This is a genomic window from Novosphingobium sp. 63-713 (genome assembly GCF_001898925.1).
GTDB lineage: Bacteria > Pseudomonadota > Alphaproteobacteria > Sphingomonadales > Sphingomonadaceae > Novosphingobium.
In genome coordinates this window covers 256,806-275,270 of record NZ_MKVS01000026.1, presented here as the reverse complement: position 1 = coordinate 275,270, position 18,465 = coordinate 256,806, and the positions used below count along the sequence as shown (strand labels likewise).

The following is an 18,465-nucleotide window of genomic DNA, read 5'->3' as shown; positions in this document are numbered from 1 at the left end:
ATCAAGCCTCTAACAGATTCTGGGCAATTGCTCACCCGCCAACCAGTCGACCACGCGCATGCCCCCGATCAGCGTTTCCATGCGCAGCAAACCGGGCGTGCCGGGGGGCATGGATGCGCCCACCGTGCCGATCTGCGCCGCATCGCGCCCTTCGGGATGGGCGCGCATGATGTTCAGCACCGCCTCGGCCTGATCCCCTGGACAGATGCAGATCAGCTTGCCCTCATTGGCGATATGGATCGGGTCGAGGCCCAGCAATTCACACGCCCCTGCCACCTCCGGCCGCACGGGGATCGCCGCCTCTTTCAACGTCATGCTCACCCCCGCCGCCTCGGCCAACTCGTTGAGCGTGGCCGACAGCCCCCCGCGCGTGGGGTCGCGCAGACAGGCGATGGAGGGCGCCGCTGCCAGCATATCGCCCACCATCCGATGCAGCGCCGCGCTGTCGCTCTCAATCGTCGTGCCAAAGGCAAGCCCCTGCCGCCGGCTCAAAATCGCCACGCCATGGTCGCCCAGCGTGCCGGAAAGCAGGATCGCCATGCCCGGCGCGATTCGTTCGGGCGCGATCTCGATCCCTTCCGGGATCAGGCCGATACCGGTCGTGGTGATGAACAGGCCATCGGCCGCCCCGCGCTCAACCACCTTGGTATCGCCCGTGGCGATGGGCACGCCCGCCTTGCGCGCCGCCGCGCCCATGCTGGCGGCAATGCGGTCCAGCGTTTCGAGCGGCAATCCCTCCTCGATAATGAAAGCCGCCGACAGCGCCACCGGCACCGCCCCCCCCATGGCCACATCATTGATCGTGCCATGCACGGCCAGCGAGCCGATATCGCCGCCGGGAAATTCCAGCGGACTGATGACATGGGCATCCGTGCTCATCACGATGCGCCCATGGGGCAGGTTGAGGCGGGCCGCGTCATGGCCCTGATCGAGGATGGGATTGGCGAAATGGCGGGCGAATATCTCACGAATCAGGCGCGTGGTGGCCATGCCGCCCCCGCCATGGGCCATTTCGATGGCGGCGCCGGGGCGCAGGATGGTGCTCATTCTGCCGCCTCCATTTCGGCCATCGTTTCGGCGCGACGATAGGTGTAATAGGCGGCGCAAGAGCCTTCCGAGGAGACCATGCAGGCCCCCATCGGCGTTTCCGGCGTGCATGCCTTGCCGAACAATTTGCAGTCCTTTGGCTGCTTCACCCCGCGCAGGATGGCCGGGCATTCGCAGCTTTTGACCTCGCGGCTCTGCTTCTCGCTGATGGCGAAACGCGCCTCGGCATCGAAATCGGCCAGTTCGGGGCGGATCGCACGGGCGCTGTCGGGCACGCTGCCCAAACCGCGCCACTCGAACGTGTCACGCAGGGCAAAGACCTCCTCGATCACGCCTTGCGCCTTGGTGTTGCCCGCCTCGGTCACAACGCGCGAATATTGGTTCTCGACCTCTTGGCGCCCCTCATTCACCTGACGGATCAGCATCAGCACCGATTGCAGCACATCGAGCGGTTCAAACCCTGCAATCACCATCGGCCGCCCATAATGCGCCACCAGCGGGCGATAGGCCCCCGCCCCGATCACCGTCGAAACATGGCTCGGCCCCAGAAAGCCATCAAGCGCCACACCCGGCGCGGCCAGCACATGCGCCATCGCGGGCGGCGTCAGCACATGGTTGCAGAACACGCTGAAATTCGCGAGGCCCTGCGCCCGCGCGGTGAGGATCGCCATGCCGGTGGCGGGGGTGGTGGTTTCAAAACCGATCCCCATAAACACCACCTGCCGATCCGGATTGTCCCGCGCCAGCGCCAGCGCGTCGAGCGGCGAATAGACCATGCGGATATCGGCCCCCGCGCTCCTCGCTGTCAGCATGGATCGCCGCCCGCTGCCCGGCACGCGCATCATGTCGCCATAGGTGGCCAGAATGACGCCATGCCGCTCAGCCAGTTCGAGCGCATCGTCCAGCCGCCGCATCGGCAGCACGCAGACCGGACAGCCCGGCCCATGCACAAAGCGCACATTGGACGGCACCAGATCCTGCACCCCATAGCGGAAGATCGCATGGGTATGCCCGCCGCAAAATTCCATGAAGGCATAGGAGCGCGCCGGATCGGCCTCACGCGCGATGGCCTTGGCAAGGCTCTGCGCCAGCGCCGGATCGCGAAATTCGGAGACATATTTCATTGTCCGGCCCCCAATTCTTCCTCGATCAACCCCGCCTCGGCCATCATTTTCAGCGTGGCCTCGGCCTCCTCCGCGCTGATCTTGTGCAGCGCATAGCCGACATGGAGCAGCACATAATCGCCCAGCGCCACATCATCGACCAGCGCCACCGAGATCGAGCGCGTGATGCCGCCAGCCGACACCGTGGCCATGCCGTCGGGCAAAAGCTCCACCACCTGCGCGGGGATCGCAAGGCACATGGGATCAGCCCTCCACCACGGGGCGCGAGGCCAAAGCCATCGCCCGCGCGGCCCGCAGCCAGTCAAGCCATTGCCCCATCCCCTCGCCGCTGCGCGCGGAAACGCGGATCAGGCGGACGCGCGGATTGACCCGGCGCGCGTTGGCCATCGCGGCCTCGATGTCGAAATCCAGATGCGGCAGGAGATCGACCTTATTGACCAGCACCAGATCGGCGCTGGCAAACATATCGGGATATTTGAGCGGCTTGTCCTCGCCCTCGGTAACGGAAAGGATCGCCACGCGCGCGCCCTCGCCAAGATCGAAGGCGGCGGGGCACACCAGATTGCCGACATTCTCGATGAACAGCACGCTGCCCTCGGCAGGCGAAAGGTGGTCAACCGCATGGCCCACCATATGGCCGTCGAGATGGCATCCCTTGCCGGTGTTGATCTGGATCGCGGGCGCCCCGGTCGCGCGGATACGGTCGGCGTCGGCGCTGGTCTGCTGATCACCCTCGATCACGGCGACAGGAAATTCGCCCGCGATCTCGGTCAGGGTGCGACACAGCAAGGTCGTCTTGCCCGATCCGGGCGAGGACACCAGATTGAGCGCCAGAATACCGGCCGCCGTGAAACGATCCCGGTTGGCGGCGGCAAAGAGGGCGTTCTTGCCCATAATGTCGGCCTCAAGCTGGATCAGGCGCGTCTGGCTCATGCCCGGAACGGAAACGCTTGCGGCCCCATGGCCATAGTGCAGATCCTCGCCATGATGGTGATGATCGTGGTCATGGTGATGATGGTCATGCCCGTGATCGTGGTCATAATGGTCATGATGGTCATGATGGTCATGATGGTGATCGTGGCCATGATGATGATGCCCGCCTTCCAGCTTGGCCCCGCCTTCGCCGCATCCGCAAACCGTGCACATCACAAAACCTCCAATTCGCGGATGGTCATGTCTTCGCCACCCGTCACCTGCAATTGATAGGACCCGCATTGCGGGCAAGCATCATAGCGCGCCGAAATCGCCACATTGGCCGCGCAAGGCATACACCACGCGCGGGCCGCCACATCCTCGATTTCCAGCCGCGCGCCCTCGGCCACGCCGCCGCGCATCACCACATCGAAACCGAAACGCAGCGCCTCCGGCTCGACGCCCGACAGCGCGCCGATGGCCAGCTTGACCAGTTCGACGCGCGTGAAACCGGCGGAGCGGGCCTGTTCCTCCAAAATCTGGCGGATGGATTCGCATATTGCCATTTCGTGCATCAGGCCGCCTCCATCGCCGTATCCATTGCCCATTCAACGCAGGGGTCGATGGCCTGCATCACCCATGCCGCCTCCTCTGCCCCGTGGCATTGCGCCAAGAGCGCCGCCGCATCGCCATCCGGGCCGAACCGGCGCGCGGTGGGGGCGTCAATGGTGTAGGCCGCCACCCGCCCCTTGTGAAGCGCCGCGCGGTGTATCAGCCGCCCCCTCGCGCAGGTCAGCCCGGCCACGCCCACGCCCGGTTCGGGTGCATGCATGTCAGGTGCGACCGGCGCTCCAGCCAGCCGCGCGGCAAAGATCGGACGCAAGGCCTCGGGCGCCCGGGCCAGAAACCTCTCGGCCAGACCAGACGCCTCCACCACGCTCCAGTCGCCCGCGATCACCGCGCGCGCCAGCTCGGTCTGCGGGCGCTCGCCGATCAGCACGGCCCAGTCAAGGCAGAGGCGCAGGCCTGTTTCGCGCCGCGCCTCGGCGTGGACGCGCGCGATGCGTCGGTCCAGCTCTTCCTGCGCAATGGCTTCCCCCATCGCCGCCGCCACGGCCAACTCGCCCGCCAGCCCCTGCGCCTCGCGGCAAATGCCGTGCAACCGGCGGAGCGCCTGCCCCACCTTGATGGCGGGCAGGCCGATCAGCAGGCCTTGCGCATTGGGAATCGCGCAATGGACGATCCGGCCCCCGCCGGGTGTTATGGCGATACGGATGGCCGGGCCGGTCACGCCGCATCCTCGCGGTTCAGGCGGAACAGGGCGCGGCGGCTCAGCGCCGGTTTCGGTTTCGGTTCCGGCTCCGGCGCGGGCGGCTCGGTCATGATTTCGGCCATGGCGGCGTCCGCCGTGGCGATGGCCGCCTCCATGGTTTCAAATTCAAACATGGGCGAAAACAGCGAGATCGCCCAGTAGAAGCCCAAAGCCGGTTCATGCCCCCGGATCGCCTCATAGGCGCCCGATGGCAAAGCGATATGCCGCTTCTCTCCCACCCTCGCGGGGGCCTCATCCTCAGGGCCAAAAGCCAGCACATTCATGAACCACGGCGTAATCAGCACGCCCATGCGCCAGCCTTCGCGCTCGCAGCTCCCCCGCATCGCCACGCCCAGCGCCGGGTTCACCACCGGCACGCCCGCCATGCGCGTCTGCGCAATTTCGGCAAACACCGCCTCTACCTGCGCGATCCATGGTTCGGGCTGGCTCATTCCACCACCATAAAGCCTTCCTTGGGCGCGTCGCATTCCGGGCATGTCCAATGGTCGGGCAGATCGGCAAAGGGCGTTCCAGGCGCGATCTGCCAGTATGTGCAGCCATCGGCGGGGTCATAGATATGCCAGCAGATCTTGCATTCCAGCTTTGTCTGCGGGCCGATCTTGCCCACGTCCCCGCCAAAGGAACCGTCGAAGAAGTGGGACTCGCTCACCGATAGGTGTCCATGATCTCGGCCAGCCGCTCGGCGCTGTCGGCAATGTCCTCGGGCGCAGCCTGCGCCACGGCGGGCAAGGGGCTGATCTCGATCGTGTTGAGGATCAGCGTGTCCTGCGAATTGAAATAGCGCACCCACCAATTGTGCCGCGTGCCCGTGCTGCGGATCCGGCAATTGCCATAACCGCGCGAGAGGATGATGAGATCGCCCTTGCCCAGCGCTTCTTCCAGAAACAGCAGGTCGCCCTCGGTATGGGGCAGCAGCGAGAGGTTGATGACATGCGGCTGCGCGCGCGTGGAGGTGCCGGGGATATGGGCGTTGATTTCGGCGATCAGCGCGGGGGCGTTGAACAGGCCGTCAAAGGTCTTTTCCGGGATCGTCACCTCGCCCTGCGCGCGGCCAAAGGCGGCGGCGATGAAACCCGCCGGAAAGGCACCGATGTCCACCCGGTCGCCCCGACGCTCGCCAGTTTGCCGCACGCGCCACACGCCCGCCAGCACCGATTCCTGCGCCTGATAACTGTCGCCCAGCACGACCGAAACCTCGCCCTCGCCCAGCAATTGATCCACGAAGGCCAGGTCGGCCGGGGCCAGATGGGCCAGATCGACGCTTTCCTCCGGGCCGCCCGCTGCAACACGGTTCAAGGCAGCAAGGATCGCCTCGCCCGCAGCCACGCCTGCGGCATGATCGGCGGCGTCCGCCGGGATGCTGGCCATCGAAAACACCCGCATTTCCTCGGGCATGATCATGTAATCCAGCTTGGCATCATCCGGCCCGTCGGGCTGGCTGCCCGGTCCCACCAGAGCGCTCAGGAGGGTTTCGATTTCAGGGTTCATCATGCGTCTCCGTTGGGCGTGGCGCAGCCCGAAGGCATACGGAAGGGCGGCGGGTCGGACGGTTCGCGGCCCAGCATGTCGGGCAGTTCGTTCATATATTCCGACCAGTCGCGGATGCCCTCCATCGCGCCCAGATATTGCCCTTCGCGCAGGAAGATCAGCGCCGGAAAAGAGGCAAAGCGAAAGCGGCGCTGCATCGCGCGCTCGGCATCGCGCGCGGCCACCAAAACGCCGACATGCCCGCCCAGCGCCTTGTCCAGTTCGGGCACCACCACGGCCAGATCATCGCATTCGGCCAGCCGCCACCAGTCCCCCGCCACCAGCAGCATGGAGAGCGGATGGGATGCGGCGATGGTGTCAAAATCCTCCTCGCCCACCACGGCATAGGCATGGCGCGCGATGATCGAGGCAAGCAGCGGCGAATGGGCCGAGCGGTCGAGTTCGGGGGAAAGGTCGCTCACAGGCTGTTCTCCGACAAAAGGTGGTCTGGCAATTGCGGTTCGCGCGCAATCAGATCGGCAAAGGCGGCGTCCAGATCGACCGCCTCGCCGCGCAGCAGCGCCGCCAGCGCATCGGTGGCGGCCAGCGTCTGCAGCGCGGTTTCCTCGTCCATCTTTTCGCGCGCGGCGCCAAGAAAGGTCATCAGCCATTCGCCCGGCGCGCATTCGCCCACCAGCGCGGTGTCGATGGAATGGATCGCGCCATCATGGCTGCACAGCGCAAAACCCGCGCCGCCTTCCACCACGCGCATGGGCAGGCCAACGCACATTACAACGCAACTTTCAGGTTGGGCCCGCCAAGGATCGACTGGATTTCCGCCTCATGGTCCTCCGGCCCCGCAGGCCCGGCCCAACCATCGGCCAGCACTCGCGCGTCGCCGTGGCGGGGGGCTTCCTGCGCATCGGGGCGGGCGGCCTCATAATGCTCCATCAGCATTTCAAGGCTGCCGATGCCCTGTTCGGGCGAGAGCGGCACCGCGCGGCGCGTGGCATGAACCCCGCGCGCGGCCAGCCATTGGAGGGCCACCTCGATCGCCGGTTCCATCTGCGCCTTGACGCTTTCGCGCAGGGAACCGCCGAAATCCTCCAGTTCCTCGGGCTGCACCCCCACCAGCAGGATTTCGGCCGGCGGCTCGCCCATCATCTCGGCCATGGCCAGGACTTCCTGAAAGCCGGTCTGGTGCAGCGAGATCTTTTTAGCGCCAAGAAAGCTCGGCACTTCCTCGCCCTCGACAACCTTCATCGTGGCGGGCGGCAAGCCGTAATCCACCGCGTCGAACACCACCAGCAGGTCGGCCTCGCGGATGTCCTGCACCAGATAGATGCCTTGCGTGCCGCCATCCATCAGCCGCACATGGTCAGGGAATGACCAGTGGCGGTGGAGATGTTCGACCGCGCGCACGCCAAAGCCTTCATCGGCCCACAACAGATTGCCGATGCCCAGAATGAGTGTGTTGAGCTTTTGCCCGTTCATTGATTGCTCCCCACCATTGCTTCGAATGGCTTCGCTATGGAAAGAGGGATAGCAAGCGCTGTGCCAGTTCCTGCCAAAGCGTGAAGATATGGGCCAAATGGGTTAGGGGTGGCTGCGAGGCGCAGGGGCTAAATGCAAAGATTCTTTCCACTATGGAAAGATGATTTGGACGCCATCTTTCCATGCAAAAAGGGGAGCGGTTTCCCACTCCCCCCTTTGTCATGCTTGGCAGAACCGATCAGGTATCGCGGTCAATCGGCTTGGCATCGCGGAAATTGCGCCAGCCCGAGATCATCGAGGAAATGATCGACTGGCGCGACATGATATCCTCGCGCACGGCGGCATAGATATGGACGATCACAAAGATCACCATCGCCCACATCGCCAGATGGTGCCAGGTGTGCACGGTCTGTGAATTGCCGCCGAACAGCCACAGCACCGGCCCGGTAAAGACCGTGTGGATCCAGCCCGGCCCCTCGCCCTCGCCATAAAGGGCAAAGCCGGTGACGATCATGAACAGGCCCACCCAGACGAACAGGATATGCATGGACACCATCGCCAGCGGATTGTGGCCGATATATTTGCGCGGATGCTCCTCGATCATCGCATACCAGCGCATTTCATGCAGCACGCCTTTCCAGAAGCCGATATGCCAGAAAGGCGGACGGAAGATCTCGCGCGCATGATGGTTGCCCACAAAGCTCCAGTAGAAGCGCAGGACAAAGCCCACCGCCATGATCTGGCCCGCGCTGAAATGGAGAAAGCGGACCCAGCCGAAGAAGAAATGGCTGGAAGCCTCGCCCATCAGCGTGAAGGGCGGTGAACCGATCAGATAGCCGGTGACGAACAGCACCGTGACGGCAAGCGCATTGATCCAGTGCCAGATGCGCACCGGCGCTTCATAGACATAGACCGCTGGCTCAACGGCTAATGGCGGGTCGATGGGTGTGCTGGCCATGGCGCCCTCTCCCCTTTATGCGGCGAGCAGGGCAAGGCCGGTGGCGCCAAGCGCGAGGCCCGCCGCCAGCCGGCCCTGCGACCGTGAGAAGATCATCCGGCCCATCTGCCAGCCCGCGCCATGCAGCAGCGCCGAAGACACAAGGAAACCGCCGAAATAGGCCGCCAGATTGCCGCTGGCCTCGGCCCCGTGTGCCAGACCATGCACCGCGCCCGTGGCCACGATCAGCCCCAGCGCAAGGCCCGAGGACAGCCGCGTGGCCAGCACCAGCAACGCGCCCAGCACCAGCACCGATCCGGCCACCATCGGCTCGACCATCGGCAGCGCGCCCGTCATCAGCCCGGCCGCCGCCCCCGCCGCCAGCGCGCCCATAAAGGCCAGCGGCGCGATCACCGCCGAACGCGCAGGTCGCGTGGCCGCCCACAGGCCCACCGCCACCATCGCGGCCAGATGATCCACGCCCGAAAACGGATGCGCCAGCCCCGCCATCATCGAGCCATCATGGCCCGGATGCGCCATGGCGGGCATGGCGGTGGCAGCCAGAACAGAGGCGGCCAGAGCAGTTTTACCAATCGCTTTCATCAAACCTCTCCTCTGTTTAGCGGACCTTGACCTGCGCCATTTCCTGCCCATCCGGCCCCATCACATGAGTCGAACAGGCAAGGCAGGGGTCAAAACTGTGCAGCGTGCGCAGGATTTCCACCGGCTCCTCGGCGCGCTCGACCTTGGTGTTCATCAAGCTGGCCTCAAAGGCGCCGATGTTGCCCTGATTGTCGCGGGGAGATCCGTTCCATGTGGTCGGCACGACGCATTGGTAATTGTCGATCTTGCCGTCCTTGATGCGGATCCAATGGCCCAAGGCCCCACGCGGCGCCTCGGTAAAGCCCACGCCCTTGACCTCGCTGGGCCAGGTCTTGGGGTCGAATTTGGCGGTGTTGGCGGTGGATGTGTCGCCCGCCTTGATATTGGCGATCAGTTTGTCGAGGAAATACTTCTGCTTGCGCGCGGCCCATTGCGCCTCCAGCCCGCGCGCGGCGGTGCGGCCCAGCGTCGAGAACAGGGCGTCCATCGGCACGTCCAGCGTCTTGAGCGCCCAGTCGATCTGCTCCTTGATCTCCTTGTTGCCCTGCATATAGCCGATGACATAGCGGGCCAGCGGCCCCACCTCCATCGCATGGCCGCGCCAGCGCGGAGCCTTGATCCAGCTGTATTTGGCGCTTTCGTCGATTTCCTCGATGCGGGTGCTGGTGCCCTTGGCGGCCTTGCCCAGCTCATAATGCGGTTCGGTGACGCCGTCCCACGGGTGCAGGCCCTTGCTCTCATCCTCATATTTGTACCACGAATGGGGCACAAATTCCTGCACCTGCGTCAGGTCGGCCAGATCGACCGGGTGAACCTCATTCAGCTTGCCGTTGATGATCGCCCCGCGCGGCATCAGCAGGTTGGCGGGGCTGTAATCATTCGCCTTGTCGGGAATATCACCATAGGCCAGCAGCGACTTGTTCGACAGGCCGCCGCCATAGAGCCAGCCCTTGTAATAGGAGGCAATGGCCATCAGGTCGGGAATATAGACATTCTCGACGAATTCGATGCAGCGCTGGGTGATGTCGGCCACGTAATTGAGGCTGGCCATGTTGATCGGCGCGCCCGCCGCCATATCGCCGTCAATGTTGATCGCGCAGGGCACGCCCCCGACCAGCCAGTTGGGGTGAATATCCTTGCCGCCAAAGATCGTGCGCACGCGCATGATTTCCTTCTGGAAATCCAGCGCTTCAAGGTAATGCGTCACCGCCATCAGGTCGGCTTCGGGCGGCAATTTATAGGCCGGGTTGGTCCAATAGCCATTCTTGAACGGCCCCAACTGCCCGCTTTCGACAAATTTGCGCAGGCGCGTCTGCACATCGCGGAAATAGCCGGGCGAGGAATTGGGATGGCTGGGCGAGACCTTTTGCTGCAACTCGCTGGTGGCCTTGGGGTCGGCCTTGAGCGCATTGACCGGGTTCACCCAATCGAGCGCGTGCAGATGGTAGAAATGCACCAGATGGTCATGCACCTGAAGCGACAATTGCATGATATTGCGGATCGAATTGGCGTTTTCGGGAATGTCGATCCCCAGCGCGTTTTCCACCGCGCGCACGCTGGTGAGCGCATGGGTGCCGGTGCAAACGCCGCAGATGCGCTGGACAAAGGCCCATGCATCGCGCGGGTCGCGACCCTTCAGGATCACTTCCAATCCGCGCCACATCGTGCCGGTGGAAACAGCGTTGCGGATCACATTGTTGGCGTCGAGATTGACCTCGCAGCGCATATGCCCTTCGATGCGGGTGACGGGGTCGACGACAACGCGCTTGCCGCTGCTGTCGAGGTTAAAGCCATTGGGCGTGGCGATCGTGGCCATCAGTCCTGTCCCTCAAGTTCGCTGGTTTTGCTGTCTTCGCCGGTTTTCTGGCGCGCGCGCTTGACCGCGCTGGCGGCGGCATGGGCGGCGGCCGCAATGCCCACCACGCCAGCGGCCGTCCCGCCGATCTGGTCGGCATTGGCCTCGATGCCGAAACCCTTGATGTCGGTCAGGCGCTCATAGAACGAACCCTTGTCCCAGAAGCCGTCCTCCGAACAGCCGATGCAGGGGTGGCCCGCCTGAATGGGGAAGGACAGGCCGCCGTTCCAGCGCACCGTCGAACAGGCGTTATAGGTGGTGGGGCCTTTGCAGCCGACCTTGTAAAGGCAATAGCCCTTGCGCGCGCCCTCATCGTCGAATTTCTCGACAAATTGCCCGGCGTCGAAATGCGGGCGGCGATAGCATTTGTCGTGAATACGCTGCGAATAGAACATCTTGGGGCGGCCCTGAAGGTCCAGCTCCGGGAAACGCTCAAAGGTCAGGATATAGGCGATCACCGCCGTCATCACCTCGGCGATCGGCGGGCAGCCGGGCACCTTGATGATGGGCTTGGCGGGCAGACCGGGCACCTTGTGCACCGGGGTGGCCTGCGTCGGATTGGGCCGCGCGGCCTGAACGCAGCCCCAGCTTGCGCAAGATCCCCAGGAGATGATCGCCTTGCAATGGTCGGCGGCTTCTTTCAACTGCTCAAGGAACGGGCGCCCGCCGATGATGCAGCTCATCCCTTCCTGATTGAGCGGCGGATTACCTTCGACCGCCAGAATGAAATTGCCATCATATTTCTTGATGGTTTCCTGAATGATCGCCTCGGCCTGATGCCCGGCGGCGGCCATGATCGTGTCGTCATAATCCAGACTGATCATCGAAAGGATCACGTCCTTGGCCAGCGGATGGCCCGAACGGATGAAACTTTCCGAACAACAGGTGCATTCCAGCCCATGCAGCCACAGCACCGGAATGCGCGGCTTGGTTTCCATCGCGTTCTGGATTTGCGCGGCGGCGGCGGGCGGCAATCCCAGCGCGGCGGCGGTAAGGCTGCAAAACTTGGTAAAGCTGCGCCTCGTGATACCCTGACGGCGCATCACATCATAAAATGTCTCGGTGGCCATGCGTGTTCTTCCCCGGACGATGCCCCTTGGTCGGGGCTCTGCGTGTTAAGATTTCGGCAGATGTCGTTAAGCAAGGCCTGTGCCAGATACGGATATTGGCGGGAAACGGTCGAAAATGACCGACTGGCGAACCAATCTGGATGGCAAGTTGCCTTCCACAAGCATCGCGCACTTTCCACCCATGGGCGCAAATCCGTCTCCGCAGTTTGCCCCCTTGTTCGCCCGGCGCGGCGCGGCCATAGGCTTGCCCATGAGCATCATTCTGATCGACGCCGGAGGAACCATCTCCTCCCTGCCCGACGCGGGCGGCAAGCTGGCCGGGGGCGCTTCCGGCCTTGGAGAAACGCTGGCCGGACCTGTCGTGCGACAGGTCTATGCGGGCCTGTCCGAGGACATGACGCTGGCCGACATGGCCCGCGTGCGCGATGCGGTACTGGCCGCGCTGGGTGAGCCGGAGGTGGCGGGGGTCGTCGTCGCCCATGGCACTGATGCGATGGAGGAAACCGCCTATCTCATCGACCTGTCATTGCCGCTGACCAAGCCTGTGATCGTGACCGGGGCGATGCTGCCGATCAGCGATCCGGCCAGCGATGGTCCGGGCAATCTGGCCGCCGCGCTGCGCGCCGCCGCCACGCCGGAATTGGCGGGGCATGGTGCGCTGGTGGCCTTTGCCGGGCATCTGATCCCGGCGGCGCTGGTGTATAAACATGCCACTTCGGCGCTCGACGGCTTTGGCTGGCGTGGAGGCACGGCGGGCGCGGCCTCGGGCGAGGCGATCACTCCTCCTGCGCCCCTGCCCCGGTTTGCGCCGCTGGCGCCGGTGGTGCCGGATGATGCGTGTCCGATCATCGCGCTTTCGGGCGGGGATGATGGCGCCATGATCCGCGCGGCGGTCGCATCGGGCGCGCGAGGCATCGTGCTGATGGCGCTGGGTCGCGGCAATGGCTCGGTGGGCGCGGCTTTGGCCGTAGCGCAGGCAGGCGTGCCGGTGGTGGTCGCCTCGCGATGCCCCACAGGCTCCACCGCCGCCGATTATGCCAGCGGCCAGCGTTTGGCCGAAGCGGGCGCGATCTTTGCGGGCGGATTGGGCGCGACTCAGGCGCGGATTTTGCTCTCCACCCTGATCGCGGCGGGCGAGGATGATATTGCCGGGCAATTTGCCGCGCGCGGCGCCATTTACACGGAAACCCATTGATTATGCTGACCCATCGTATCGCCGTCATGGACGATCTGGACGCTCTGCGCGCCTTGATGGCGCGGGCCATCGACCATCTGCAGACCGGCTTCCTGACCCCCGAGCAGATCGCAGCCAGCCGTCATGTGATGGGGCTGGATACCCAGCTCATCAAGGACGGCACCTATTTCCTTGTCGAATCGGATGGGGCGCTCGCGGGCTGCGGCGGCTGGTCCTATCGCGCCACGCTTTATGGCGGCGATGCCAGCGTGGTGGCGCGCGAACCCGAAGTGCTCGATCCGGCCAAGGACGCCGCCCGCATCCGCGCCATGTACACCAACCCCGATTTCGCCCGGCAGGGCATCGGCCGCCGCGTGATGCAGGTCTGCGAGGATGCCGCCCGCGCCGCCGGTTTCGCCCGCACCGAAATGATGGCGACCATGGCGGGCGTCCCGCTCTATCGCGCCTGCGGCTACAGCCCCATCGAGGAAGTGCTGTCCGCCCCCATCGACGGGGTCCGGGTGCCTTTGCTGCGCATGGGCAAGACACTGTAGGCAAAGAAAAAGGGCCGGTGATAAACCGGCCCTTTTTTCATCAGGGAATGGTGCCCCTGGCCCGACTCGAACGGGCACATCTTTCGATATCCGATTTTGAGTCGGACGCGTCTACCATTCCACCACAGGGGCGTTATTCCCAAAACCATCTGCGAAGGATCGCCGCAGCGGCTATGTTCGCTCCGCCTAGCGATCCTTTCGCATCAGATCAATGGCTTTTATCAGCCTTCCTTCAACGCGCCCACCAACAATTTGTGGAGACGCGAGTGGAGAGCATCATTGCCTGCCAGCACTTCCTTGTCGCACACCGGCAGCGATTGGCCGCGATAGTTCGAGACAAAACCGCCGGCCTCACGCACCAACAGACAGCCTGCAGCCGAATCCCAAGGCTTCAGGTTCGATTCCCAGAAACCTTCGTAACGGCCCGCCGCCACCCATGCCAGATCGAGCGAGGCCGCGCCAAAACGGCGAATGCCCGCCACCTGCGGCGCGATGGCCGCATAGATCTTGGCCCATTCCAGCGGATCGCCATGGCCCGCAAAGGGAATGCCGGTGGCGATCAGGCTCTCGTCCAGATGACGGCGGCCCGACACACGCAGACGGCGGTCATGCAACCATGCCCCGCGCGTTTTTTCCGCCCAGAAGCTTTCATCCGTGATCGGCTGATAAATGATCCCGGCGATGACATCGCCCCAACCATCGCCCGCCGGGCCCTTGCCGTCAAAGGCAGGTTCCTGCGCGGCGATGGAAATGGCGAAATGCGGAATGCCGTGCAGGAAATTGCTGGTGCCATCGAGCGGGTCGATGATCCAGCGCGGGCGGGTGGGATCGCCCTCGATCACCCCGCCCTCTTCCATCACAAAGCCCCAATCGGGACGCGCGGCGCGCAATTCGTCATAGATCGTGCGTTCGCTCTGCTGGTCGGCGCGGCTGACGAAATCCGCCGTGCCCTTGCGGCTCACCTGAAGGTGCTCCACCTCGCCAAAGTCGCGACGCAGGCGCTGACCGGCCTTGCGGGCGGCGCGCTCCATCACGCGGATCAGGCCGGAAATTGCCATACTCAGTCAGCCTTACCGACATAGGTGCGTTCGTAAACGTTCACCACGATGCGGGTGCCCGAAGCGATATGGGGCGGCACCAGGATGCGCACGCCATTGTCCAGCACGGCGGGCTTGTAGCTCGACGAGGCGGTCTGGCCCTTCACCACGGCGTCGGCTTCGACGATGGTGGCTTCAACCTGTTCGGGCAGTTGGACGCTGATCGGGCGTTCATCGTACATTTCGAGAACCGCTGTCATACCGTCCTGAAGGAAGGCAGCCGCATCGCCCAGAAGGTCGGAAGGCAGGTTGATCTGATCGTAGGTTTCCACGTCCATGAACACCAGATCGTCGCCCTCGGCATAGAGGAACTGAAAATCCTTGGTGTCGAGACGGACTTTCTCCACCGTGTCGGCGCTGCGGAAGCGCACATTGGTCTTGCGCCCGTCGATCAGGTTCTTCATTTCGACCTGCATAAAGGCGCCGCCCTTGCCGGGCTGGGTATGCTGGGTCTTTGCGACCTTCCAGATACCGCCTTCGTATTCGAGAATGTTGCCGGGGCGGATTTCGACGCCGCTGATCTTCATGGGGTTTGACCTTCGATGGAAAAGAGCAGGAATAAGTTTGGCGCAAAAGCGCAGTCGGGCGCCCTTAGCGGACCTCGGGCCGTCTGGCAATCGTGCAGTGCATGGGGATTGGCGCGCAGTGTATTGGGATTGGCCGCCATTGCGGGCTTGGCCGCGCCCGCCTTTGCCGAGCCCAATGGGCCCGCCTTTACGGTGCGACGCGGCGAATATGTCTGCGAGATGCCTGGAACCGCGCTGACCGCCGCCGGATTGCGCCGCCCGGAAGAGGATTTCACCATCCGTCAGGGCTCGATCTACAGCACGAGCGAGGGGCGCGGGTCCTATCTGGCCACGGGCGATGAAATTCACATGACAACCGGCCCCAAACGGGGCGAACGCTTTCGCCGGGTCAGCGAGAATTTCCTGCGCAAGCTGACCAGCGAAGGCAAGGAGACCGACCTTCGCTGTATCCGCCGCGTGGCCAACAACCGCTACTGATCGGCGGGCCTCAGCCTTCCACCGGCCAACTGGTGCGGTGGGCCGCTGCCCGCTTCGTGCTGGTGTAGAGCCAGATCAGGGCGGCGGCAAAGATCGTGATGCCCAGCGGCAGCGCCAGATCGCCCGGCTCGATGATTTCCAGCGGGGTCGGGCTGTTGCGGGCCGCGGCGATCCCGGCGAAAACCACGCCGAACAGGCTCTCACCCGCGATCAGACCCGTGGCAGCCAGCACGCCCAGCCGCTCGGCCAGTTCGGGGTCATGGTTCTTCCTGGCCCAATTGTCATAGAGCCGCCCGATGATCGCCCCCACCGGGATCAACAGCGTCAGCCCCATCGGCAGATAGATGCCCATGCCCAGCGCGAGGGGCGGCAAAGCGCCCTTCTTCATCGCGCGCAGCACCTCATCGATGATGACGGCGACCACGCCGATGCCCGCGCCGATGCCGATCAAGCCCCAGTCGAGACTGCCGCCCAGCACGCCCTGCGCGATGGCGGAAATCAGCGCCGCCTGCGGCGCGGCCAGCGCCTCGGGCCCGGCATTGGCGGCGCCCTGAAAACCGAAGGTGGTGTTGAGCAGGCTGAGCACCGGCGGGATCACCAGCGCGCCGAACACCACGCCCAGCGCCAGCGCGATCTGCTGGCGCCAAGGCGTCGCGCCGATCAGCTCGCCGGTTTTCAGGTCCTGCAGATTATCATTCGAAATCGTCGCCACGCCAAAGACGATGGCCGTGACGAAGAGCGCAAAGGCCACCAGCGCGCGGGTCGCCTCGGGCGCAATATCGCGGCCGAAGATCGCCGCCAGCAGCAGCGCAATGCCCAGCGCAGAGATGATCCCCGTGCCCGAAATCGGGCTGTTCGACGCGCCGATCAGGCCCGCCATATAGCCGCAGACCGAAGCGATCACGATGCCGATCAGCAACACGTACAGTACGGTCAGCACCAGCACCGGCACGAAATGCGCCTCGATCGGCCCGCCCGAGGCGAAACCGGCCAGCAGCAGCCCGATCGGCACCATCGAGGCGGCAATCACCGCCCCCACCAGACCAATCGGCAGATCCTGCTCGCTCAGGGCCAGCGCCCCGCCCTGCCCCGATTTGCGCGCGCGCTGCGCCGCCAGAGCGCCGGTGATGCCCTTAACAATCGGCCCGATCACGCGCAGCAGCGTCCAGACCGCCGCCACGCCGATCGTGCCCGCGCCGATAAAGCGCACCTTGCTCTTGAACACGCCGGAGACGAAACCGGCCATTTCATGCATCGCCGGGACGCCGCCCGCGGTATAATGCGGCACCAGAATGACCCAGCTGATCAACATGCCGATCAGCATCGCAAGGCCCACCGTCAGCCCGACCAGATGGCCCACGCCGATCAGCGCCAGGCTGAAGCTGGTCGAAACGCCCGAAGCGCCCGCGCCAAAGCGAAAAACGCGCGAGGCTTCCTCGGCCACCACGCCCATCTTGGCCAGCAAAGTATAGCCCACCGACACGCCGGATCCCAGCACGATGGCGGCCAGACCCTTGCGGTTCTCCTCCTCGCCGCCGACGCCCGCGCCAACCTTGAGCACCTCGGCCGCCGCCACGCCTTCGGGATAGGGCAGATCGCTGCCCGTCACCAAAGCGCGACGCAGGGGGACCGAATACATCACCCCAAGAATGCCGCCGACACCGATCACCGCCACCGATTGCCAGTAAGGGAAATCGACCCACCAGCCGATCATGATCAGACCAGGCAGCACGAAGATGATCGCGCTGAGCGTCCCCGCCGCGCTGGCGATGGTCTGGACGATGTTGTTTTCCTGAATGGTCGCGCCCGAGAAATGGCGCAGCACCGCCATCGAGATCACCGCCGCCGGGATCGATGTGGCAAAGGTCAGGCCGATCTTCAGCCCGAGATAGACATTGGCAGCCGTGAAGACGATGGTCAGCAAGGCGCCCAGTACGATACCGCGTAGGGTCAGTTCGCGCGTATTCGCGCCGTCAGGATTGGCTTGGGTCATGCCCATGTTCTGACACGCCGACGCCCCTTGGGAAAGGGGCAGCCGACATGCTCTTCAACAACTTTATTGCGCGGCCGTGATGGCTTCCATCAAGGCTTTGACATTTGCCGCCTCATCGCCATTCCAGACCGCGCCCGAAATGGCCAGAAAATCGGCCCCCGCACGCACCAGCGGCGCGGCATTTTCGGCATTGATCCCGCCGATCGCCACGCAGGGGATTTCAAACAGGCCCTGCCACCAGGTCAGCAGATCCGGCTCGGCGTGATGCTCGACCTCCTTGGTGGTGGTGGGATAAAACGCGCCAAAGGCCACGTAATCGGCCCCGGCCTCTCCCGCTTCCAGCGCCAGATGGCGGCTGTTGTGACAGGTCACGCCGATCTGGGCATCGCGGCCCAGTTCCTCGCGCGCCACCTTCACATCGCCGTTCTGGGCCATATCGTCCTGCCCCAGATGCACGCCATCGGCATTCAGGCGCTTGGCCAGCGTGATCGAATCGTTGATGATGAAGGCAATCTCGCGCTCGGCGCAAATGGCCTGAAGCGGAGCGGCCAGACGCGCGGCGGCGTGATCGTCGATACCTTTCACGCGGAACTGAAACGCCGCGATCCGGTGACGCCCCTTCAGGCCCGCATCCAGCGCGCGCGCCAGCCTTTGCGGAAAATCGCCGCCCACATCGGCGGGCGAGATCAGATAAAGCTGCGTGGGCGCGCGGGTGTGTTCGAAAGTCGGTGCTTCTTCGGTCATGGCCGCGCCCATACCGCATAAAAAACGCGGAGGCCAGTCTTGGCCCCCGCGTCTTTT

At 64.3% G+C, this 18,465-nt stretch carries 23 protein-coding genes and 1 tRNA gene; 3 read left to right on the top strand and 21 right to left on the bottom strand.

All coding sequences use genetic code 11. From position 1 onward, the window contains the following. Nucleotides 1-9 precede the first annotated feature (9 nt). The 16 genes from hypE to BGP00_RS11965 all read right to left on the bottom strand — a co-directional run bounded on the left by hypE (nt 10) and on the right by BGP00_RS11965 (nt 11,842). Entirely contained in the window at nt 10-1,047 is a 1,038-nt protein-coding gene (hypE, locus tag BGP00_RS12040) for a hydrogenase expression/formation protein HypE (protein WP_168602679.1), read from the bottom strand. After that, nucleotides 1,044-2,171 (bottom strand): hydrogenase formation protein HypD, encoded by a 1,128-nt coding sequence (gene hypD, locus BGP00_RS12035; protein WP_292689442.1) that lies wholly within the window; start codon nt 2,169-2,171, stop codon nt 1,044-1,046. The genes hypE and hypD overlap by 4 nt, the downstream gene beginning before the upstream one ends. Next, nucleotides 2,168-2,410, bottom strand: a complete 243-nt coding sequence (locus tag BGP00_RS12030; protein WP_168602677.1) for a HypC/HybG/HupF family hydrogenase formation chaperone — start codon at nt 2,408-2,410, stop codon at nt 2,168-2,170. The genes hypD and BGP00_RS12030 overlap by 4 nt, the downstream gene beginning before the upstream one ends. Nucleotides 2,411-2,414: 4 nt before the next feature. After that, nucleotides 2,415-3,317, bottom strand: a complete 903-nt coding sequence (gene hypB / locus BGP00_RS12025) for a hydrogenase nickel incorporation protein HypB (RefSeq protein WP_292689441.1) — start codon at nt 3,315-3,317, stop codon at nt 2,415-2,417. Next, a complete protein-coding gene (gene hypA / locus BGP00_RS12020; protein ID WP_292689440.1) occupies nt 3,317-3,658 on the bottom strand; it encodes a hydrogenase maturation nickel metallochaperone HypA in 342 nt (113 codons plus the stop codon). Before hypA ends, hypB begins: the two co-directional genes overlap by 1 nt. Continuing rightward, nucleotides 3,658-4,374 (bottom strand): Ni,Fe-hydrogenase I large subunit, encoded by a 717-nt coding sequence (locus tag BGP00_RS12015; RefSeq protein WP_292689439.1) that lies wholly within the window; start codon nt 4,372-4,374, stop codon nt 3,658-3,660. Before BGP00_RS12015 ends, hypA begins: the two co-directional genes overlap by 1 nt. Beyond that, a complete protein-coding gene (gene hybE / locus BGP00_RS12010; RefSeq protein WP_292689438.1) occupies nt 4,371-4,847 on the bottom strand; it encodes a [NiFe]-hydrogenase assembly chaperone HybE in 477 nt (158 codons plus the stop codon). The genes BGP00_RS12015 and hybE overlap by 4 nt, the downstream gene beginning before the upstream one ends. Beyond that, nucleotides 4,844-5,065 carry a rubredoxin gene (locus BGP00_RS12005; protein ID WP_292689437.1) on the bottom strand — a complete coding sequence of 74 codons (222 nt, stop codon included), beginning with the start codon at nt 5,063-5,065 and terminating at the stop codon, nt 4,844-4,846. The genes hybE and BGP00_RS12005 overlap by 4 nt, the downstream gene beginning before the upstream one ends. Beyond that, nucleotides 5,062-5,907, bottom strand: coding sequence for a hydrogenase expression/formation protein (locus BGP00_RS12000; RefSeq protein ID WP_168602672.1), 846 nt, complete (start codon nt 5,905-5,907; stop codon nt 5,062-5,064). Before BGP00_RS12000 ends, BGP00_RS12005 begins: the two co-directional genes overlap by 4 nt. Continuing rightward, the gene (locus BGP00_RS11995; RefSeq protein WP_292689436.1) at nt 5,904-6,365 is read right to left on the bottom strand and encodes a hydrogenase-1 expression HyaE; all 462 of its coding nucleotides are present in this window, start codon (nt 6,363-6,365) and stop codon (nt 5,904-5,906) included. Before BGP00_RS11995 ends, BGP00_RS12000 begins: the two co-directional genes overlap by 4 nt. Beyond that, a complete protein-coding gene (hypC, locus tag BGP00_RS11990; protein WP_168602670.1) occupies nt 6,362-6,673 on the bottom strand; it encodes a HypC/HybG/HupF family hydrogenase formation chaperone in 312 nt (103 codons plus the stop codon). Before hypC ends, BGP00_RS11995 begins: the two co-directional genes overlap by 4 nt. Continuing rightward, nucleotides 6,673-7,377, bottom strand: coding sequence for a HyaD/HybD family hydrogenase maturation endopeptidase (locus BGP00_RS11985; protein WP_292689435.1), 705 nt, complete (start codon nt 7,375-7,377; stop codon nt 6,673-6,675). The genes hypC and BGP00_RS11985 overlap by 1 nt, the downstream gene beginning before the upstream one ends. Nucleotides 7,378-7,615: 238 nt before the next feature. Continuing rightward, nucleotides 7,616-8,335, bottom strand: coding sequence for a Ni/Fe-hydrogenase, b-type cytochrome subunit (cybH, locus tag BGP00_RS11980; RefSeq protein WP_292689434.1), 720 nt, complete (start codon nt 8,333-8,335; stop codon nt 7,616-7,618). 15 nt (nt 8,336-8,350) lie between these two features. Further along, nucleotides 8,351-8,917 carry a HupE/UreJ family protein gene (locus BGP00_RS11975; protein ID WP_292689433.1) on the bottom strand — a complete coding sequence of 189 codons (567 nt, stop codon included), beginning with the start codon at nt 8,915-8,917 and terminating at the stop codon, nt 8,351-8,353. Nucleotides 8,918-8,933: 16 nt separating this feature from the next. Continuing rightward, complete coding sequence (locus tag BGP00_RS11970) at nt 8,934-10,733, bottom strand: nickel-dependent hydrogenase large subunit (RefSeq protein ID WP_292689432.1); 1,800 nt, start codon at nt 10,731-10,733, stop codon at nt 8,934-8,936. Then, nucleotides 10,733-11,842: a hydrogenase small subunit gene (locus BGP00_RS11965; RefSeq protein WP_168602665.1), complete on the bottom strand. Its 1,110-nt coding sequence runs from the start codon at nt 11,840-11,842 to the stop codon at nt 10,733-10,735. Before BGP00_RS11965 ends, BGP00_RS11970 begins: the two co-directional genes overlap by 1 nt. Nucleotides 11,843-12,092: 250 nt before the next feature. Between BGP00_RS11965 and BGP00_RS11960 the strand changes: the two genes are divergently transcribed. Beyond that, on the top strand, nt 12,093-13,037 hold the full coding sequence (locus tag BGP00_RS11960) for an asparaginase domain-containing protein (RefSeq protein ID WP_292689431.1): 945 nt from the start codon (nt 12,093-12,095) through the stop codon (nt 13,035-13,037). Between the two features lie 2 nt (nt 13,038-13,039). Beyond that, nucleotides 13,040-13,570 (top strand): GNAT family N-acetyltransferase, encoded by a 531-nt coding sequence (locus BGP00_RS11955; RefSeq protein ID WP_292689430.1) that lies wholly within the window; start codon nt 13,040-13,042, stop codon nt 13,568-13,570. Nucleotides 13,571-13,618: 48 nt separating this feature from the next. Here the strand turns inward: BGP00_RS11955 and BGP00_RS11950 are convergent. The 3 genes from BGP00_RS11950 to efp form a co-directional block, all read right to left on the bottom strand. Then, nucleotides 13,619-13,702 (bottom strand) — tRNA-Leu (locus tag BGP00_RS11950). Between the two features lie 89 nt (nt 13,703-13,791). Beyond that, the gene (locus tag BGP00_RS11945) at nt 13,792-14,628 is read right to left on the bottom strand and encodes an inositol monophosphatase family protein (RefSeq protein ID WP_292689429.1); all 837 of its coding nucleotides are present in this window, start codon (nt 14,626-14,628) and stop codon (nt 13,792-13,794) included. Nucleotides 14,629-14,630: 2 nt separating this feature from the next. Beyond that, nucleotides 14,631-15,194 carry an elongation factor P gene (efp, locus tag BGP00_RS11940; RefSeq protein WP_168602661.1) on the bottom strand — a complete coding sequence of 188 codons (564 nt, stop codon included), beginning with the start codon at nt 15,192-15,194 and terminating at the stop codon, nt 14,631-14,633. A gap of 123 nt (nt 15,195-15,317) precedes the next feature. Here efp and BGP00_RS11935 point away from each other — a divergent pair, with 123 nt between their 5' ends. Continuing rightward, nucleotides 15,318-15,671, top strand: a complete 354-nt coding sequence (locus tag BGP00_RS11935) for a hypothetical protein (RefSeq protein WP_292925752.1) — start codon at nt 15,318-15,320, stop codon at nt 15,669-15,671. A gap of 10 nt (nt 15,672-15,681) precedes the next feature. Here the strand turns inward: BGP00_RS11935 and BGP00_RS11930 are convergent, their stop codons facing one another. Both BGP00_RS11930 and thiE read right to left on the bottom strand, forming a co-directional pair. Beyond that, nucleotides 15,682-17,664, bottom strand: coding sequence for an oligopeptide transporter, OPT family (locus BGP00_RS11930; protein WP_292689426.1), 1,983 nt, complete (start codon nt 17,662-17,664; stop codon nt 15,682-15,684). A gap of 63 nt (nt 17,665-17,727) precedes the next feature. Next, on the bottom strand, nt 17,728-18,408 hold the full coding sequence (thiE, locus tag BGP00_RS11925; RefSeq protein ID WP_292689425.1) for a thiamine phosphate synthase: 681 nt from the start codon (nt 18,406-18,408) through the stop codon (nt 17,728-17,730). Between the last annotated feature and the right edge of the window lie 57 nt (nt 18,409-18,465).

Bases quoted from the DNA above. Each gene is read 5' to 3' on its own strand.
- hybE (WP_292689438.1), bottom strand. From the start codon at position 4,847: ATGAGCCAGCCCGAACCATGGATCGCGCAGGTAGAGGCGGTGTTTGCC.
- BGP00_RS12030 (WP_168602677.1), bottom strand. From the start codon at position 2,410: ATGTGCCTTGCGATCCCCGCGCAGGTGGTGGAGCTTTTGCCCGACGGC.
- hypD (WP_292689442.1), bottom strand. From the start codon at position 2,171: ATGAAATATGTCTCCGAATTTCGCGATCCGGCGCTGGCGCAGAGCCTT.
- hypE (WP_168602679.1), bottom strand. From the start codon at position 1,047: ATGAGCACCATCCTGCGCCCCGGCGCCGCCATCGAAATGGCCCATGGC.
- BGP00_RS11960 (WP_292689431.1), top strand. From the start codon at position 12,093: ATGAGCATCATTCTGATCGACGCCGGAGGAACCATCTCCTCCCTGCCC.
- BGP00_RS12000 (WP_168602672.1), bottom strand. From the start codon at position 5,907: ATGATGAACCCTGAAATCGAAACCCTCCTGAGCGCTCTGGTGGGACCG.
- hypC (WP_168602670.1), bottom strand. From the start codon at position 6,673: ATGTGCGTTGGCCTGCCCATGCGCGTGGTGGAAGGCGGCGCGGGTTTT.
- BGP00_RS11930 (WP_292689426.1), bottom strand. From the start codon at position 17,664: ATGACCCAAGCCAATCCTGACGGCGCGAATACGCGCGAACTGACCCTA.
- BGP00_RS11965 (WP_168602665.1), bottom strand. From the start codon at position 11,842: ATGGCCACCGAGACATTTTATGATGTGATGCGCCGTCAGGGTATCACG.
- cybH (WP_292689434.1), bottom strand. From the start codon at position 8,335: ATGGCCAGCACACCCATCGACCCGCCATTAGCCGTTGAGCCAGCGGTC.
- BGP00_RS11955 (WP_292689430.1), top strand. From the start codon at position 13,040: ATGCTGACCCATCGTATCGCCGTCATGGACGATCTGGACGCTCTGCGC.
- thiE (WP_292689425.1), bottom strand. From the start codon at position 18,408: ATGACCGAAGAAGCACCGACTTTCGAACACACCCGCGCGCCCACGCAG.
- BGP00_RS11975 (WP_292689433.1), bottom strand. From the start codon at position 8,917: ATGAAAGCGATTGGTAAAACTGCTCTGGCCGCCTCTGTTCTGGCTGCC.
- BGP00_RS11970 (WP_292689432.1), bottom strand. From the start codon at position 10,733: ATGGCCACGATCGCCACGCCCAATGGCTTTAACCTCGACAGCAGCGGC.
- BGP00_RS11985 (WP_292689435.1), bottom strand. From the start codon at position 7,377: ATGAACGGGCAAAAGCTCAACACACTCATTCTGGGCATCGGCAATCTG.
- BGP00_RS11945 (WP_292689429.1), bottom strand. From the start codon at position 14,628: ATGGCAATTTCCGGCCTGATCCGCGTGATGGAGCGCGCCGCCCGCAAG.
- hypA (WP_292689440.1), bottom strand. From the start codon at position 3,658: ATGCACGAAATGGCAATATGCGAATCCATCCGCCAGATTTTGGAGGAA.
- hypB (WP_292689441.1), bottom strand. From the start codon at position 3,317: ATGTGCACGGTTTGCGGATGCGGCGAAGGCGGGGCCAAGCTGGAAGGC.
- efp (WP_168602661.1), bottom strand. From the start codon at position 15,194: ATGAAGATCAGCGGCGTCGAAATCCGCCCCGGCAACATTCTCGAATAC.